Genomic DNA, 15,111 nt, shown 5'->3' on the forward strand with positions numbered 1-15,111 from the left:
TTGGTATGGGAGCCTGGCGCCTGAGCGAAACGGTTTTATGCTGCAGGCAGGGTTCAGGGCTGGTTAAGCCGTTGCAACATCGGTTGCAGTTGCTCTTCGTAACGCCGCCACTGAGCTACCCGGCTGTTTGATAGCGGCTGGCGTACCTGGGTCGCCGACAGGGTACGGACACTGCGCTTGTTGTTATGAAAATTCAGGCAGGCGTCATCCCACGGCAGGCCAACAAAATCCAGCAGTGCCCGGATGGTCGGCTCTGGCTCGGCAATCAGGGCTTCATACTCCATAACAAAAATATCGGCCCCGGTGTTCTGCCAGTGCTGAATCAGCTTGTCGCTGGCGTTCCAGATATCGGCCAACTCTTCCTGCTGGTAGGTGAAGTACATGCCTTCGGAGAAAAACTGGCGGTAACAGCCCCACAAATTGTCCATCGGGTGACGTCGGCAGACCACAATCCTGGCCTCTGGCAAGGCCTGACGAATCACGCCGATCGCCTTGTAGTTTTGCAGGTTTTTGTCGGTAAACCAGCCGCTGCCTTGCAGTGCTCTGGTGCTTTTGCGGTAGACGCTGCCAATGGCTTGCCAGCCTTCCTGTGGCATATCGGCGACCCAGTCCGGAAAGCTTTTCCGAATGCCTCGACGGGTCAGGTATTGACCACAGGCCAATGGCAGGTCGTTAAGTTCGTCGCCAGCAGTCACACTGGGGTGGCTGGACAAAATGTGTTCGGTCAGTGTGGTGCCACTACGGGGCAAGCCACAGATAAAGACCGGTATCACATCGCTTGCCGGGTCTGCGGAAGGAGAAGAACGCGCAGGGTGCGAGGCAGGAAAGGCGCTGATGGTTTTTTCGATCTGGTTGAGTTCGGCCTGGTGCTGGTATGGCACTAACGAGCGATAGAGATCGGCACCCGCTTTGATATTGTCGAACTGGCGGGCATATTCCTGGGCTGCCTCATCACTGCGACTGAGGGCGTAATACACCATCACCCGCTGTCTTGGGGAGAGTTTGTCGCCGCTCGCCAGCGCCGCATAACCCTGATATTCCTGCTCTGGCAAGACACCGATCATGTCGGAACGGTTCCAGATGGCATTGGCATTACCGGGCTGCAGCGCCAGACAGCGGTTAAAGCTGGCAAGTGCATCATCACTGCGGCCTGTTTCTTTCAGAATAACACCACGGTGGTTGTGCAATTCTGCCAGTGCCGGTTCCAGCTTGATGGCCTTGTCGATCAGCTGTAAGGCACTCTGGTGTTGCTGGGTCAGCCTCATGGCCTGGGACAGGTTGGTCAGGGCCGGAATAAAACGGGGTTTGCTGCTCAGGCAGCGCTGCGCTTCATGAATCAGGCCTTGCTGGTCTCCGGTTTTATTGAGGGTGGCAAACAGCAGCATCCAGGCATCGGCAAAACCGGGCAGTTGTTGCGTGACCTGTTTGAGCAGATCCAGAGCGGGCAAGGGCTGGCCACTGCTTGACCAGCGTTGTGCCAGTCCCATGGCTTCCTGTGCTGGCAGGGTGCGTTGGCCTTGTCCGGGCAACTGGATGCTGACCGGTTTCAGAGCGGCCTTGTTTGCCTTGCCGGTTTTGCTGTTTTTTGTTGCTGTTTTTTTAACCACGCCAGTATTCGCCTTTCGTAAACACCATCAATCGGTCGGTGGATTATGCCTGAATGAATCATACGGAGCATTTGCCGCCTTTGGCAGCCGGGGTTATCGTTACACTTTCAAACCAAGGTTACAGGCGCTCACCATGAGCCATATTTTTACTTTTGAACTGTGCGATTACCTGCCAGAGCAACATGATCAAGCACCTCGTTATCTGCTGGTGAGTCAGGGACAGTTATTATCGGGTATCGAGGCACAGCTGACGCTGTATGCTGATGAGGAGGTGCAGCGCTTGTCTGGAATGGCCGATCTGCCCATCCAGGATCAGGCCATTTATGTCGGCATCGCCAACGGCAAGACACCGTGTTTTGTGGTTGAGCTGGCACAGCCGACCGCCTCTTCGCAACATCAGTGGCTGTCTCCCCGGGTGCTGATGGCCATTGCCTCTGCGGCGGAATATCTGGCTCTGGCGCGGGCGTTGCAGTTGTGCGTCTGGGTTCGCGAGCATCGCTTTTGTGGGCTGTGTGGACAACCCACCCAGCGGCACCGGGTTGAGCGGGCAATGACGTGTGAGCCGTGCAACAAAATGTATTATCCGCGTATTTCACCTTGCATGATTACCATTGTGATCAAGGGGGAATATTGCCTGCTGGCGCATCACACCCGTTACAAAACCAATTTTTACAGCACATTGGCAGGGTTTATCGAAGCCGGTGAATCGATCGAAGATGCGGTACACCGTGAGGTCAAGGAAGAAGTTGGGGTGCGGGTGCAGGATCTTGAATACTTTGGTAGCCAGAGCTGGCCTTTTCCGGGCCAACTGATGGTCGGGTTTATCAGCCGTTACGCCAGTGGCGAGATTGTGATCGATGATGATGAAATCTCGGATGCCCAATGGTTTCACTACACCAACTTGCCAGAAATCCCGCCACCGATGTCTATTTCCGGTCAACTGATCCAGACCTTTGTTGACCGCTGTCGGCAAGGGACGGTATGACCGAACGTGAAAAAATGCTGGCCGGTTTGCCTTATAACGCCTGGGATAACGAGCTGCTGCAAGCACGCCTGTTGGCCAAATCGGTTTGTCATGCCTTTAACCAGGCCGATCCTCGCCAGCCTGCGGCTCGTATGGCATTGCTGGATGGCTTGCTGACCTTGCATGGCAGTGCCTATATCGAGCCTAATTTCTTTTGTGATTATGGGGTGAATATCGAGATCGGTGATCATTTTTACGCCAATCATAATCTCACGATTCTGGATGTTTGCCCGGTCACAATCGCTGAACACGTGATGATGGGGCCGGGCTGTATGATCGCAACGGCCAAACACCCGTTAGACCCTGTTGAACGAGAGACGATCGAATCCGGCGCGCCGGTTGTGATTGGGCACCATGTCTGGCTTGGTGGCAATGTGTCGGTATTGCCCGGAGTAACGATTGGTGACCGTTGTGTCATTGGGGCTGGCAGTGTGGTGAACCGGGATATTCCCGCCGGTGCTGTGGCAGCCGGTAACCCGGCACGGGTAATTCGTATGTTATAAGCCAATGTGTTCGGTCAGTATCAGCAACCGGCGCGATCAACAGACGTTACCAACAGACGTTATTCATAAAGGGCAAAGCCATGAATCAGCACGGCAAACTGAACTACGTAGAAATGGCAGCCAGTAACCTGGAAGCCACCAAGGCATTTTTTAACGCTGCCTTTGGCTGGCAGTTTATAGACTACGGCCCGGATTACACTGCGTTTGCCGACGCAGGACTCGACGGTGGATTTTATCGGGCGGAGCTGGCTTCCCGAGTGGAGCAAGGCGGTGCGCTATTGGTATTTTTCAGCAACCATCTGGAAGAGACTCTGGCGGCGGTTGAGCAAGCTGGTGGGGTGATTATTCAGCCAATTTTTGCTTTTCCGGGGGGCCGCCGTTTTCATTTTACCGAACCCAGTGGTAATGAATTGGCCGTGTGGTCTGAATAGCAGTCAGGCTAGTGCCTGTTAATGGAATTGGAAATCAAGATGACTGACCCGGTGACGACTGTCATACCATCAGAGCGGACGGTGCAAGGGGCTGACCTCGGAGAACCCGCGTCGCGGCTGTGTCCCTTGTGTGCCAGGGATAATGAATGCGCCGTGGCCAATCAGCGGGATGCGTCACAGTGCTGGTGTATGACAGCGACCTTCCCGCCGCAATTGCTGGAACAAAATCGTGATTCTGCCGGACAACGGTGTATTTGCGTGCAGTGCCTGAACGCGTTTGATATTACAACGATGCCACGGCCGTAGGGCCGGAATCACGATGCCGGGGCGCCCTCCATGGCAGCCCTTCGTGGTCTCAAATATCAATCAAACCAGTGACGGGTACGGTTGGCGAACCAGACCAGCGACAGCATCACCGGCACTTCCACCAATACACCGACCACAGTGGCCAGGGCGGCTCCGGAATGCAGGCCAAACAGTGAAATCGCGACGGCAACGGCCAGCTCAAAGAAGTTGGACGAGCCAATCATACTGGCGGGTGCAGCTACGTTGTGTGCCAGTTTCATCCGTTTGGCGGCGAAGTAGCTCAAGGCAAAGATGCCGTAGGTCTGAATCAACAGCGGAATGGCAATCAGGCCGATAACCAGGGGTTTTTCCAGCAGGGTTTCGGCCTGAAAACCAAATAGCAAAATCACTGTGGTCAGCAAGCCAACGATCGACCAGGGTTTCAGGGCGGCAACAAAACTGTTCAGGCGCTGGTGATCGTTTCCCCGGTCAAGTTTCTTGCGGGTCAGGGCACCGGCAATCAATGGCAAAACAACGTATAACAGGACGGAAATCAGCAGGGTTTCCCATGGCACCTGAATATCACTGATCCCCAGCAAAAAAGCGGTAATCGGTGCAAAGGCAAAAATCATGATGATGTCGTTGATCGAGACCTGAACCAATGTGTAATTGGCGTCGCCCCGTGTCAGTTGGCTCCAGACAAACACCATCGCGGTGCAGGGAGCAACCCCGAGCAGGATCATCCCGGCAATATACTCTTCTGCGGATTGTGGATCGACCCAGCCGGCAAACAAGACCTTGAAGAACAACCAGCCCAGCATTGCCATGGTGAAAGGCTTGATCAGCCAGTTGACGACCAGTGTCAGGGCCAGGCCTTTGGGCTTTTTGCCCACGTCTTTCAGTGAGCTGAAATCGATCTGGATCATCATGGGATAGATCATCAGCCAGATCAGCACGGCCACAACCAGGTTTACATGGGCGTATTCCCATGTGGCGATCAGGGTAAACACTGTCGGCAGCAGATTGCCAAGCAGTACGCCTGCCGCAATACACAAGGCGACCCACACCGATAGATAACGTTCAAACAGTCCCATGCTGGTTTGCTCCTAGATAGATCGTTGATTGACGCGTTGCATCAGTGCCTCGGCACTTTCTACCCGCTCGGAATACCGGTCGACCAGATAGGCGCTGTTATGGCGGGTGAGCAGGGTAAATTTCATCAGCTCTTCCATCACATCGACGATGCGGTTGTAGTAGCCAGATGGTTTCATGCGATTGTTGTCGTCGAACTCCATAAAGGCCTTGGCCACTGAAGACTGGTTCGGGATGGTGATCATGCGCATCCAGCGGCCGAGCACGCGCAGCTGGTTGACGGCATTAAACGACTGCGAGCCACCTTCGACCTGCATCACGGCCAGGGTTTTGCCCTGGGTCGGCCGCACTGCGCCCATCGACAGGGGTACCCAGTCAATCTGGGTTTTCATGATGCCGGTGATCGAACCATGGCGTTCCGGTGAACACCAGACTTGTCCTTCCGACCAGACAACCAGTTCGCGTAATTCATTGACCTTGGGATGCTGATCATCGGCATCGTCCGGTAGTGGTAATCCGGATGGATTAAAAATACGGACTTCGCCGCCCATATGGATCAGCAGCCGGGCGCATTCTTCAATAACCAGACGGCTGAAAGAGCGGTCGCGCAAGGAACCGTACAGCAGCAAGAAACGCGGCTTATGCTCCGGCCCCGCAAGGCTGAATGACGCTGGTTTCGGGATTTGGAAGTGATTTTCGTCGAGGTTGGGCAGTGACATATCGTGCAGATCCATTATTTGGCCCCCTGTTGTGCCAGTGCGGCTGGCCACAGGCTTTTATCCAGCCGGGCGATGTCCTGCAGGGCGTCGACGCGTGTTTCGATTTGCTGGATGGTATGGCGAAACGCCGCTGCAATCTCATCATCGCTGCCTTGTAATTTGGACGGATCTTCCAATCCCCAGTGCACCTTGAGGGATTGTCCGAACCAGACCGGGCATGCTTCTCCGGCGGCAGAATCACATACGGTTACTACCAGGTCTGGCGCAAAATCTTCGAGATCATCCCAGGACTGGCTTTGCAGGCCGGTGGTATCCATACCGGCTTCGGCGAGATATTTCAGTGACAGTGGGTGTACTTCTCCGGACGGTTGGCTCCCGGCACTTCTGGCCACCAGCGAGCCGTCAGACTTATGGTTGGTGACGGCTTCCGAAAGAATGCTGCGGCAGCGGTTGTGGGTGCAGATATACAGGATTTTCATGTCAAGCGTCTCCGGTCGTGGTGGCATCGGCAGACAGGCGTTGCAGCGCCTCTGCCAGGTAGTCGGTGTTGTTGGCGAAGGTGATGTGCAAAACATCCCTGGCCCAGGAGGGCATCAGGGGGTGCAGTTGGTAGTACACCCATTGCCCTTGGCGGCGGTCTTTCAAAATGTTGTTTTTGCGCAGTTGCGCCAGATGGCGTGAGATTTTGGGTTGTGATTCGTTCAGGGCGGTCATCAGCTCACAAACGCATAATTCTCCCCGGTCGGCGATCAGCAGCAAGGATTGCAGGCGAGTGTCATCGGCCATGGCTTTGAAAAATTCGACCGGCGTAAACGACGGATCTGGTTTGCTGACCTTGCTGTTGACCAGCACAAACAGACGGATGCGCTCGCTGATTTCCTGCAAGGTCCGGGTGAACGCCAGAGGGTCATCGCTGGCTTTGGGGTCGGGAAAGTCCCAGGCCATCGTCACTCCGGCGGTTGGCCATTGGCGGCATTCCTGATGTGCCTTGTCGCAGAGCGTAATTACATAATCAAATGACTGCGCGGCAAATTCGGTCAGGTTCTTGGAGCGCAGGCCCACGGTTGGCAAGCCGGCTTTATCCAGTGTCTGGAGTGTTCTGCTATCGATGCCTTCCGGCTGCGTTCCGGCACTGAAGACTTCAAAGTGGTCGCCGGCCATATTGCGCAGTACCACTTCCGCCAGTTGCGAGCGGGCAGAGTTGCCGGTGCAGATAAATAACACTTTCATGATGTGCTGTGTCCTGTGTGAATACGCGCATGCTAACAACCATATATACGAAATTCCATATATATTTATCGGTCAACGGATTCTTTGATTTTGAACGTCTGTCTGGGGTGTTTGTTTGGGGTGTCTGTTTTGCAGGCAGGTTTCAGCGCTATTAACAAGACCGCCATTAACAAGACAATCTTTCGGGCTGTCGCTTTCGCTTCAGTGCCACTGATTGGTACATTCAGGCTGTATGATTTGCGACAGATGAGGCTGCTATTCCACACAAAATCAACAAGTTAGTGACTGGTCTGGCGCTTGCAACAAGGCCTGTAACTGACGTTTTTCAAGTGTTGATTATGAAACTGAACATTCATCGTATTTATGTAGAAGCTCTGGTTGAGCGTTTTCCGACCTTGTCGTATCTGGCTGACCAGCTGCGATTTGGCCATCGGGCCGAGGTGCCATTTGTCCAGCTGACTGTCGAGCAACTGGGCTTTCTGGAAACCCTGTATCTGGAAGCCGGGCCATCGATGGCGGGTCAGGCTGCGCAGCTCGCCACTCTGAAGCAGGCCATGGGAACAGCCGGGGAACGTTTTGAGGCGGGTAATCTGGAATTATTGGTGGCGGCGATCACCGAGTATTTATTACAGGATGCCATTCGTGGCTGGCTGTTCCGGGTGATGACATCGGGGAAACCCATTGCTTATCTGGTCACGCGTATCGACTTTACTCCCCCAGGGGAGGAAGAAACGGGCCGGATTCTGCTGGAATTAAAAGCCAATGCCATGGCCCGCATCGCAACGGAAAATCTGGTGATTCGTGAACGTGATATTGAAGGCCATACGCTGGCCGAAATCTTCGCCAGCAAGGGTTTTCTGAAAGAAACCCCGGCCCTGATGGCGGCCTACGAGGCGTCGTCGAACCGCTATTTTGACTGGCGTTCTGATTACGGCATGCAGTTTTCAGGGGCTGGTACCGGCATTTTTGCGGAAGATCCCGGTGCCAGCCACCGTACCACCGACTGGTCACGCAAAAACCGGGTGGTGCTGTCGTCGGGGGGAGGAACTGCCCGGCTGGTTAATGATGAAGAAGTCCTGAAAGAACGAGAGCTGACGCTGGATGCACCTGGCCAGATTCTGGGCAAGTATTTGCGCAAGGCCGGACGCAGCATGAACTACAACGAGAAGGTCGAGCAGCGGGTCGAAGCCTTGATGGCCAATGTGCCAGAGGATGTCTTCACCCAGCTGCCGGTTCACGGCTATATGCTGATGTTTCACCTGGAGTTGCATCATCATGTCTGGGTGCATGTGGACGATATGTCGCCTTATGTGTATCAACCCGAGTTGAAAGACAAGCTGATTCTGCCCCCTGAACAAACCGATCTGATTGATATTCTGACCGCAGAAATGGATGTGTTGATGGACGATATCGTGGAGGGCAAGTCCGGCGGTACCACGGTGCTGTGTGCCGGGCCGCCCGGGGTGGGTAAAACCCTGACGGCAGAGGTATATTCGGAGATTATCAAACGGCCGTTATATCGGGTACATTCTGGCCAGCTGGGCCTGAATGTAAAGGAAATGGAGCTGGCACTGAAGGACACTCTGACCCGGGCGCAGCGCTGGGGCGCGGTGATGCTGATCGACGAAGCGGATGTCTATATCAAACGCCGGGATGACAATATTGCCGCCAATGCGGTGGTGGGGGTCTTTTTGCGGGTGCTGGAATATTTTAATGGCTTGCTGTTCCTGACCACCAATCGGGTGGAAGATATCGATGAAGCCATCGTCTCGCGCTGTATTGCCCTGATCAAGTACCATCCACCAGAACGGGACGACCGACAAAAAATCTGGGACGTTATGACGCGCCAGTTTGGTCTGGATATCAGCCCGGCATTGCTGGCTACTCTGACGGATGTATTTCCGGCTGCGACCGGGCGGGATATCAAAGGGCTGTCGCGGCTGGTTTCCAAGTATTGTTTGTATAAATCGGTGGCGCCAACGCTGGAAGCGTTTGAGCGCTGCAGTATTTTCCGGGGTATGGATATTGATCACAGCCAGCGCTGATTGCTTGCCAATCTAACGTCAATACCCACCGGGCCGGTGCGATAGGAGTCATCATGTGTGTCTCTGGTGATCGTGGCGGCCTGCGTCCCGTCCATCTGCTTCTCTTTCTTTTCTTTCCCCTGTACGTCATCACTGCGGCTGAAGCGAGTCATCGGCGCCGACCGGCTGTTATGATGTCTCTGTGCGGCATATTTCAGTTGCTGGTGGCGATTGGCAGACACTTCATTTTGCGTCGATAGCCGCTGCTGATGGCATAACGGCAGGGGTATTACTTGATGTAAACGCATATAATGGCTGTTATATAGGAAAAACCGCGCTGAGCTGTGCAAATTTAACAGCGTGTGCTAAACGTTTATTAAGAATAATTGTAGCCTGATCGGTTTGAGCAGGATCGGGTGTAAAAAACTGTTTGGGAGCGGCAGCTCTCGAGTATATGAGGTAATAGATCAATGACTGTAGAAACCCTGGTGTCCGCCGATGGTAAAGAATTAACGATCAAGGTATTTGGCCGTTTTGATTTCAGTGTGCACCAAGCATTTCGGGATGCTTATGATGCGCACCAGCCAGCGGCACTGCGTTATGTACTGGACCTGGCAGGAACCTCTTACCTCGACAGTTCGGCGTTGGGCATGTTGCTGCTGCTGCGTGATCATGCGGGCGGTGATGCAGCAGATATCAGCATTGTGAATTGTAATCAGGATGTGAAAAAGATTTTGACAATCTCCAACTTCGAGCAACTTTTTACTATTCGCTGAGGCGACTGACATGCTGCCAATCCGGATCTTAATTGCCGACGACAACCTGGTCGACCGCAAGATTCTGGGGCGTATCCTCCAGAAGCAGGGGCATGAAGTACTGGATGCCGAAAATGGTGCAGATGCTGTGGCACTGTTCAAGCAAGAATCGCCGGATATCGTGCTGCTGGATGTGATGATGCCGGTGATGGATGGCAAGGAGGCTGCGCGCCAGATCAAGCAGCTGGCTGGCGAAGATATGGTGCCGGTGATCTTTCTGACCTCCATGACCGATGCCTATGGTCTGGCGGACTGTCTGGAAAGTGGTGGCGATGATTTTCTGAACAAGCCTTACAATCCGGTGGTCTTGCAGGCCAAGGTACGCTCTTTCTACCGCATGCGGGAAATGCATCAGACCTTGCAGCAACAGCGCGATACCATTGTTTGCCATAACGAACATCTGATCCAGGAACAGGAAGCAGCCAAGGCGGTATTTGACAATGTGGCCCACCTTGGCTGCCTGTCCGCCCCGAATATCCGTTACCTGATCTCGCCGCTGGCGGTCTTTAATGGTGATGTCCTGCTGGCTGCACGTCAGCCTAACGGCAGTATGAATCTGCTGCTGGGTGATTTTACCGGTCATGGCCTACCGGCAGCCATTGGTGCCTTGCCGTTGGCGGAAATCTTTTATGGTATGACCGCCAAGGGTTTTGGCATTCGCGATATTATTCGTGAAGTGAATCGTAAGATGAATTCGATTTTGCCGGTAGGTTTTTTCTGCTGCGCAGTGATGGTCGAAATGAATTTTGAACGCAAATCCACCAGTATCTGGATGGGCGGCATTCCGGATTGTTATCTGTATCGGGTCGCTGATGCGTCACTGCATACCTTGCGCTCCCAGCACTTGCCTTTGGGGGTGTTCGGTGACAGCCGCTTTGTTGATTCCTTGCAAGAGTACACCATGGAACCGGGCGATCGTTTGTTGCTGTGGTCTGATGGCATTCTTGAAGCGCGTAATCCGGCTGGCGATATGTTCGGGCAGCAACGGCTTGAGGATGCGATCAACTCTGCCGCGGCAGCCGAGATGATTTTTCCAACGATCAAGTCAACATTGGCCGAGTTCCAGAACAACAGCGAACGTGATGATGATATCACCTTGCTGGAGATTCAGATGGTGTTGCCGGACGATGTTGAAGTCGACCCTAAAGCGGTTGCGACGACGTCGGATGTTGGGCCAATGGACTGGTCTTTCAGTTACGAACTGGGCCCGGTCAGTCTGCGTAATTTCAACCCCTTGCCTTTGGTGATGCATCTGATGATGGAAGTACCGGGCCTGCGTATGATGAGTGGCCAGCTGTATACCGTTATGGGTGAGCTGTTTGCCAATGCGTTGGAGCATGGGGTGTTGAAGCTGGATTCCACCATGAAACGTTCGCCCGAAGGTTTTATGAAATATTACCAGCAGCGCCAGGAACATCTGGAACAGCTGGAAGATGAGTGGATTCGGATTGATATGGAACATCAGGGCGATGGCGTGACCGGGCAGCTACGGGTCCGCTTTGTTGATAGTGGCGATGGGTTTGATTATCAGTCACTACAACGAGAAGAGGACTCTGATTTGCTGGAAGTTACCAAGCATCAGTATTCCGGTAGAGGTATCTCTCTGGTGAGTCAGATATGCAAATCGATTACTTATTATGGGAAGGGGAATGAAGTGGAAGCGATTATTCATTGGCCTCACCAGGAGGAGGAGTAGTTCATGACACTACAGGATCATTTTGATGATGAGTCGCTGGACATGTTGCGCGAAGTGATGGAAGAGGAGTTTGATGAGCTGATCACTTTGTTTCTGGATGATTGCGAGAGCCGCTTACCTAAAATGAATGAAGCGTTGGCGCAACAGGATGTGACCGGGTTGGGAGGCCAGGCCCACAGCTTCAAGGGAGCCAGCGGCAATGTGTGTGCCATTCCTCTGTCGGATTGCAATAAAAAGCTGGAAGATATGCTGCGCGACAGAAAAACCGAAGAGGTTGACTGGGAAGAAGCCAGTCGCTTGCTGTCTGCCATCCAACAGGAGTTTATCGCCGTCAAGGCCTGTATCCAGAATAATTTTTGCTGATTATTATCGACCTTGTCGATAAGGCCAGGGTTGATACTCCACGTTCGGCAGGGCACCAGCCGTGTACGGGCTGACAAGCATAACAAACCGGGGCATGCCTGATGGCTTGCCCCTGTTTTCCTCTATGCCGTAGCGGCAGCTTCAGCGCTTGATCTCTTCAACAGAAATAATCTGCTCAATCGGAAACACCGGTGGCCCATACTGGTTGTAAATGGCCACGTCGGTCGCGTCACGTCCGTAACCGGTAGCCACGTAGGCTCCCTTGCGGCCATATTGAGTGGCATCAAAGGTGTACCAGCGGCCGCCGACATAGGCTTCGAACCAGGCGTGCAAATCCATCGGCTGCAGCTCGTACAAGTAACCGACAACCTGACGGGCAGGAATACTCAGTGCCCGGCATAAAGCGATACAGAGGTGGGATAAATCCCGGCAGACACCGGACTGGCGCAGGTTGATTTCGATAGCCGATACCGGTAACGGGCTGGTGCCTGGTTCATAACGAATGGTACGGCGCACCCAGTCTTCAATCGCCGCCACCTGATCATAACCCGGCAGACAGCCTTGGGTGATTTCGGTAGCCAGTTGGTGAAAACGGTCGGATTCACAATAGCGGCTGGGCAACAGATAGTTGAGGACATCCGCTGGCAGATACTGGATTTCCACAAAAAAGCTGCCCGGTGCTTCCTCGACATGCTCAAGGGTCATGACTTCTGCTGAGCAATACAGGGAAAACGGGCCGGGAGGCGCGATCAGTCGCTGGCAGTCGTTGCCATAGGAGTCTTTGAATTCGGTAACCGGCACGCTGGGAAGCACTTCGTATTCTTCCCGTGCGACCCATTGCTGAGAGCCTCGACGAGGGCGCAGCATCAGAATAAACGGTGTGGGCACGGAAATTTCAAAGGAAAATTCACAACTGGTGCTGATCCACATTCATGCTTTTCCTGGTTGGTAGCTGAAGCGGTAACTATATGGGCAGAAGCCCTATACGCCTAGTGATATCAGGCTGTTTTCTGGACGGAGTGGGTAATTACAGCGGCCTGTTATCTGAGAACTTTTACCTCAAATCCGGCTTCGCTGAGAATATAGGCGGCGGCTTCGGCCCGGTTGTCTCCCTGTACCACGTAGATAAAATCGCGATTCAATGTGTCCAAATGGCTACGCAGGTGGGTCAGGGGGACGTTGCGAGCGCGGGAAGTGGTTTCTTTTATCAGCTCCTGCGTGGGGCGCACATCAAGCTGGATAATGCCGGTATCACTGTCTTCGATCAGTTCATTAAGTTGTTCGTTGTCGACATATTCCAGCACCGGTATTTTCAGTAAGGTATCAAAGTCAGTTTTACTGAGAACCATCACCGTGCCATTGCTGCTCATGGTAATGGTGGCACTGCGCGGCAGGTTACTGATCAGTGCATCTTCGCCGAAAAGTGTACCCGGGCCGAGTGCCGCCAGTGTTTCTTCTTGCTTGCCATTGCTTCTGGTGACAACGGCCTTGCCGTGTTTGATAACGTAACATTCATGGCCTTCATCTCCTTCCTGGATAAGTACATCCCCCAGTGTTACCGGACGTTCGTCGAAACGGGCTAATAATGTCTGGATATTGCCGGGTGGAATACGGCTGAACAGGTCGGACGTCAGCAAGGCCTCGAGCCAGTCGGTTTCTTCATCGGATGCTGCAGCCAGCGCGACGTCAATCCAGGTGTTGATTAATTGCAGGGAGCGTCTGGGCAAGCGGGCAATCAGGCAATCGTCAACAACGACTGCTGAGTATTTATGAATGGAATGGTCGGCGTCGATTGCGAGGACGTTACCTTCATCCTCGCTGTGCTGGCGGGTGACATCAAAATGATCGTCGATCAGGTCGATGGAGCCCTGTAGCAAATAATGACAGTAGTCGGCTTGCTGACCGCGTTTGAACAACAAGCTGCGTGACGTCAGCCGGATCAGCTCGAAATGGGGCAGCAACTCTTCCAATGCATGTTCGGAGAGATCACCAAAAGGGATAAACCGCTGTAATTGCTCTGCACTGATCATAACCTTCCGTCCTGGGTGGGAGAGTGCCGGGTGAGCGGAGTACAGAATGTCATGAATACAGGTGTGCCCGTCAAGATAAAAAACCGCCAGTAATAAAATACAAAGGTGTTCGAGGATACCTCAAGTACGTCAGCCCCTGATTTGCGCTGTATCACAGCTCCGGTGAAGTTTTGTCGTTCACTGGTTGTTTGGGGTGTGACTGGCTTTGGGATACTCCGGCAGTGATCGCAAAGCGCATGGCATCTTCAAAGGACCAGTCAACCTGGGTCAACTCTGACTTGGGCAGAAACAGGGTGTAGCCACCAACCATATAACTCATTGGCAGATAAACCGCGACGAGGGGCTGGTCAGGGCGTGTTTGTTGTACCACCGGGGGTACCTTTTGGTTGGTGATAAAACCGACGGCAATACCTGGCCCGGGCATATCAACCAGTACGACCGGCTGTGACTGTTTTTTCTGGCCGTCAAACATACCGGCAAAGTCCTTTACTGCACCGTACAGGGTCTTGACGACAGGGAAGCGTAACAGGGTGTCTTCGAGGTATGAGTGTAACCAGCTGATCGGGTTGAACTGGATCAGTAAACCCACCACAAACAGGCTGACCAGCATCACGATCAGGCCAAAGCCGGGAATATCTGAGTTGGCATCGCTCAATACCAGGCCGGTCAGGGATAACAGTTCAAGACCGATATTGTCGAGCCATAGCAGCGTTGACCACAGCAACCAGGCAGTGATCACCAGTGGTAATACGACGACAGATCCCTTTAATAGCACTCGAGCCAGGTATGGCATGGACGTTCCTTGATAATGGAGCCGGCTCAGAGGTCCGGTTTCCGGTGATTGAGTTTGTGTCGTAGCGCTTGGCGCTTGCGCCGGATTTTACGCTGTGTTGCCTGGGTATTGTTACTGCTCGGTACATTGACCACGAGACCAGCCACCACGTTCAACAATACGCAGCTGGCCAGAAAGATAAAGCGGGAGTCCAGGATTCACAACCGTGGACAGCCCGTAATGCGTGTACTCGTGATATGGCGTCAATCCTGCCGGTTATTTCCCCGCTGATGGGCCCCGGGAGTCCGGCGAACAGTGATCCCCCGTGCTTGCGTGAACAAAAGTCATGCTTTGGAGCAATGACTGGTTTGTGACTTCGAGAGTGGATATCAACGGGTGACAGGAGTGCCGGATGATTGCGCTTCTGGTTCTGCTTGGCCGGGATTATTCCTGCTGGCAAGCGTGCTGGATTGTATCTGAATGTAACAGAACGTGAGGAATCGCCTTGAGTCATGACGCC

The 15,111-nt window shown here is 53.5% G+C and carries 17 protein-coding genes; 8 read left to right on the top strand and 9 right to left on the bottom strand.

Features of this window, described 5'->3' with window-relative positions:
- Positions 1 to 53: 53 nt before the first annotated feature.
- A complete protein-coding gene (locus tag Q8W32_RS11165) occupies positions 54 to 1,607 on the bottom strand; it encodes a tetratricopeptide repeat-containing sulfotransferase family protein (protein WP_305414966.1) in 1,554 nt (517 codons plus the stop codon).
- Between the two features lie 133 nt (positions 1,608 to 1,740).
- Here Q8W32_RS11165 and nudC point away from each other — a divergent pair, with 133 nt between their 5' ends.
- The 4 genes from nudC to Q8W32_RS16625 all read left to right on the top strand — a co-directional run bounded on the left by nudC (position 1,741) and on the right by Q8W32_RS16625 (position 3,871).
- Complete coding sequence (nudC, locus tag Q8W32_RS11170; RefSeq protein WP_305414967.1) at positions 1,741 to 2,592, top strand: NAD(+) diphosphatase; 852 nt, start codon at positions 1,741 to 1,743, stop codon at positions 2,590 to 2,592.
- A complete protein-coding gene (locus Q8W32_RS11175; protein WP_305414968.1) occupies positions 2,589 to 3,134 on the top strand; it encodes a sugar O-acetyltransferase in 546 nt (181 codons plus the stop codon). Before nudC ends, Q8W32_RS11175 begins: the two co-directional genes overlap by 4 nt.
- A gap of 80 nt (positions 3,135 to 3,214) precedes the next feature.
- Entirely contained in the window at positions 3,215 to 3,565 is a 351-nt protein-coding gene (locus tag Q8W32_RS11180; RefSeq protein WP_303433070.1) for a VOC family protein, read from the top strand.
- A gap of 39 nt (positions 3,566 to 3,604) precedes the next feature.
- The gene (locus Q8W32_RS16625) at positions 3,605 to 3,871 is read left to right on the top strand and encodes a cysteine-rich CWC family protein (RefSeq protein ID WP_370693683.1); all 267 of its coding nucleotides are present in this window, start codon (positions 3,605 to 3,607) and stop codon (positions 3,869 to 3,871) included.
- Positions 3,872 to 3,927: 56 nt separating this feature from the next.
- On the opposite strand, the gene arsB is transcribed toward Q8W32_RS16625, so the two are convergent.
- The 4 genes from arsB to Q8W32_RS16630 are packed head-to-tail and all read right to left on the bottom strand — an operon-like array spanning position 3,928 to position 6,891.
- The gene (gene arsB / locus Q8W32_RS11185; protein ID WP_305414969.1) at positions 3,928 to 4,944 is read right to left on the bottom strand and encodes an ACR3 family arsenite efflux transporter; all 1,017 of its coding nucleotides are present in this window, start codon (positions 4,942 to 4,944) and stop codon (positions 3,928 to 3,930) included.
- 12 nt (positions 4,945 to 4,956) lie between these two features.
- Positions 4,957 to 5,676 (bottom strand): arsenical resistance protein ArsH, encoded by a 720-nt coding sequence (arsH, locus tag Q8W32_RS11190; RefSeq protein ID WP_305414970.1) that lies wholly within the window; start codon positions 5,674 to 5,676, stop codon positions 4,957 to 4,959.
- Positions 5,676 to 6,140, bottom strand: coding sequence for an arsenate reductase ArsC (locus tag Q8W32_RS11195; protein WP_303433066.1), 465 nt, complete (start codon positions 6,138 to 6,140; stop codon positions 5,676 to 5,678). Before Q8W32_RS11195 ends, arsH begins: the two co-directional genes overlap by 1 nt.
- 1 nt (position 6,141) lies before the next feature.
- Complete coding sequence (locus Q8W32_RS16630) at positions 6,142 to 6,891, bottom strand: metalloregulator ArsR/SmtB family transcription factor (RefSeq protein WP_368501375.1); 750 nt, start codon at positions 6,889 to 6,891, stop codon at positions 6,142 to 6,144.
- 338 nt (positions 6,892 to 7,229) lie between these two features.
- Between Q8W32_RS16630 and Q8W32_RS11210 the strand changes: the two genes are divergently transcribed.
- The gene (locus tag Q8W32_RS11210; RefSeq protein WP_305414972.1) at positions 7,230 to 8,936 is read left to right on the top strand and encodes an ATP-binding protein; all 1,707 of its coding nucleotides are present in this window, start codon (positions 7,230 to 7,232) and stop codon (positions 8,934 to 8,936) included.
- Here the strand turns inward: Q8W32_RS11210 and Q8W32_RS11215 are convergent.
- Positions 8,921 to 9,088 carry a hypothetical protein gene (locus Q8W32_RS11215; protein ID WP_305414973.1) on the bottom strand — a complete coding sequence of 56 codons (168 nt, stop codon included), beginning with the start codon at positions 9,086 to 9,088 and terminating at the stop codon, positions 8,921 to 8,923. The genes Q8W32_RS11210 and Q8W32_RS11215 overlap by 16 nt on opposite strands.
- 297 nt (positions 9,089 to 9,385) lie before the next feature.
- Here Q8W32_RS11215 and Q8W32_RS11220 point away from each other — a divergent pair, with 297 nt between their 5' ends.
- Genes Q8W32_RS11220 through Q8W32_RS11230 form a run of 3 tightly spaced genes read left to right on the top strand, consistent with a single transcriptional unit; the run spans position 9,386 to position 11,789 of the window.
- Positions 9,386 to 9,691, top strand: coding sequence for an STAS domain-containing protein (locus Q8W32_RS11220; RefSeq protein ID WP_303433064.1), 306 nt, complete (start codon positions 9,386 to 9,388; stop codon positions 9,689 to 9,691).
- A gap of 10 nt (positions 9,692 to 9,701) precedes the next feature.
- Positions 9,702 to 11,426 (top strand): SpoIIE family protein phosphatase, encoded by a 1,725-nt coding sequence (locus Q8W32_RS11225; protein WP_303433063.1) that lies wholly within the window; start codon positions 9,702 to 9,704, stop codon positions 11,424 to 11,426.
- Positions 11,427 to 11,429: 3 nt separating this feature from the next.
- Positions 11,430 to 11,789 carry an Hpt domain-containing protein gene (locus tag Q8W32_RS11230; protein WP_303433062.1) on the top strand — a complete coding sequence of 120 codons (360 nt, stop codon included), beginning with the start codon at positions 11,430 to 11,432 and terminating at the stop codon, positions 11,787 to 11,789.
- Positions 11,790 to 11,930: 141 nt separating this feature from the next.
- Here Q8W32_RS11230 and Q8W32_RS11235 read toward each other — a convergent pair whose 3' ends face one another.
- The 3 genes from Q8W32_RS11235 to Q8W32_RS11245 form a co-directional block, all read right to left on the bottom strand.
- Positions 11,931 to 12,719 carry a transglutaminase family protein gene (locus Q8W32_RS11235; RefSeq protein ID WP_305414975.1) on the bottom strand — a complete coding sequence of 263 codons (789 nt, stop codon included), beginning with the start codon at positions 12,717 to 12,719 and terminating at the stop codon, positions 11,931 to 11,933.
- A gap of 110 nt (positions 12,720 to 12,829) precedes the next feature.
- Entirely contained in the window at positions 12,830 to 13,819 is a 990-nt protein-coding gene (locus tag Q8W32_RS11240; protein ID WP_303433059.1) for a cyclic nucleotide-binding domain-containing protein, read from the bottom strand.
- Positions 13,820 to 13,970: 151 nt separating this feature from the next.
- Positions 13,971 to 14,612, bottom strand: coding sequence for a DUF502 domain-containing protein (locus Q8W32_RS11245; protein ID WP_303433057.1), 642 nt, complete (start codon positions 14,610 to 14,612; stop codon positions 13,971 to 13,973).
- Between the last annotated feature and the right edge of the window lie 499 nt (positions 14,613 to 15,111).

It is taken from the genome of Oceanobacter sp. 3_MG-2023, from assembly GCF_030688925.1.
GTDB lineage: Bacteria > Pseudomonadota > Gammaproteobacteria > Pseudomonadales > Oceanobacteraceae > Oceanobacter.

Coding starts and splice junctions, on each gene's coding strand:
- nudC (WP_305414967.1), top strand. CDS start 1,741: ATGAGCCATATTTTTACTTTTGAACTGTGCGATTACCTGCCAGAGCAA.
- Q8W32_RS11175 (WP_305414968.1), top strand. CDS start 2,589: ATGACCGAACGTGAAAAAATGCTGGCCGGTTTGCCTTATAACGCCTGG.
- Q8W32_RS11180 (WP_303433070.1), top strand. CDS start 3,215: ATGAATCAGCACGGCAAACTGAACTACGTAGAAATGGCAGCCAGTAAC.
- Q8W32_RS16625 (WP_370693683.1), top strand. CDS start 3,605: ATGACTGACCCGGTGACGACTGTCATACCATCAGAGCGGACGGTGCAA.
- arsB (WP_305414969.1), bottom strand. CDS start 4,944: ATGGGACTGTTTGAACGTTATCTATCGGTGTGGGTCGCCTTGTGTATT.
- arsH (WP_305414970.1), bottom strand. CDS start 5,676: ATGGATCTGCACGATATGTCACTGCCCAACCTCGACGAAAATCACTTC.
- Q8W32_RS11195 (WP_303433066.1), bottom strand. CDS start 6,140: ATGAAAATCCTGTATATCTGCACCCACAACCGCTGCCGCAGCATTCTT.
- Q8W32_RS16630 (WP_368501375.1), bottom strand. CDS start 6,891: ATGAAAGTGTTATTTATCTGCACCGGCAACTCTGCCCGCTCGCAACTG.
- Q8W32_RS11210 (WP_305414972.1), top strand. CDS start 7,230: ATGAAACTGAACATTCATCGTATTTATGTAGAAGCTCTGGTTGAGCGT.
- Q8W32_RS11215 (WP_305414973.1), bottom strand. CDS start 9,088: ATGACTCGCTTCAGCCGCAGTGATGACGTACAGGGGAAAGAAAAGAAA.
- Q8W32_RS11220 (WP_303433064.1), top strand. CDS start 9,386: ATGACTGTAGAAACCCTGGTGTCCGCCGATGGTAAAGAATTAACGATC.
- Q8W32_RS11225 (WP_303433063.1), top strand. CDS start 9,702: ATGCTGCCAATCCGGATCTTAATTGCCGACGACAACCTGGTCGACCGC.
- Q8W32_RS11230 (WP_303433062.1), top strand. CDS start 11,430: ATGACACTACAGGATCATTTTGATGATGAGTCGCTGGACATGTTGCGC.
- Q8W32_RS11235 (WP_305414975.1), bottom strand. CDS start 12,719: ATGTGGATCAGCACCAGTTGTGAATTTTCCTTTGAAATTTCCGTGCCC.
- Q8W32_RS11240 (WP_303433059.1), bottom strand. CDS start 13,819: ATGATCAGTGCAGAGCAATTACAGCGGTTTATCCCTTTTGGTGATCTC.
- Q8W32_RS11245 (WP_303433057.1), bottom strand. CDS start 14,612: ATGCCATACCTGGCTCGAGTGCTATTAAAGGGATCTGTCGTCGTATTA.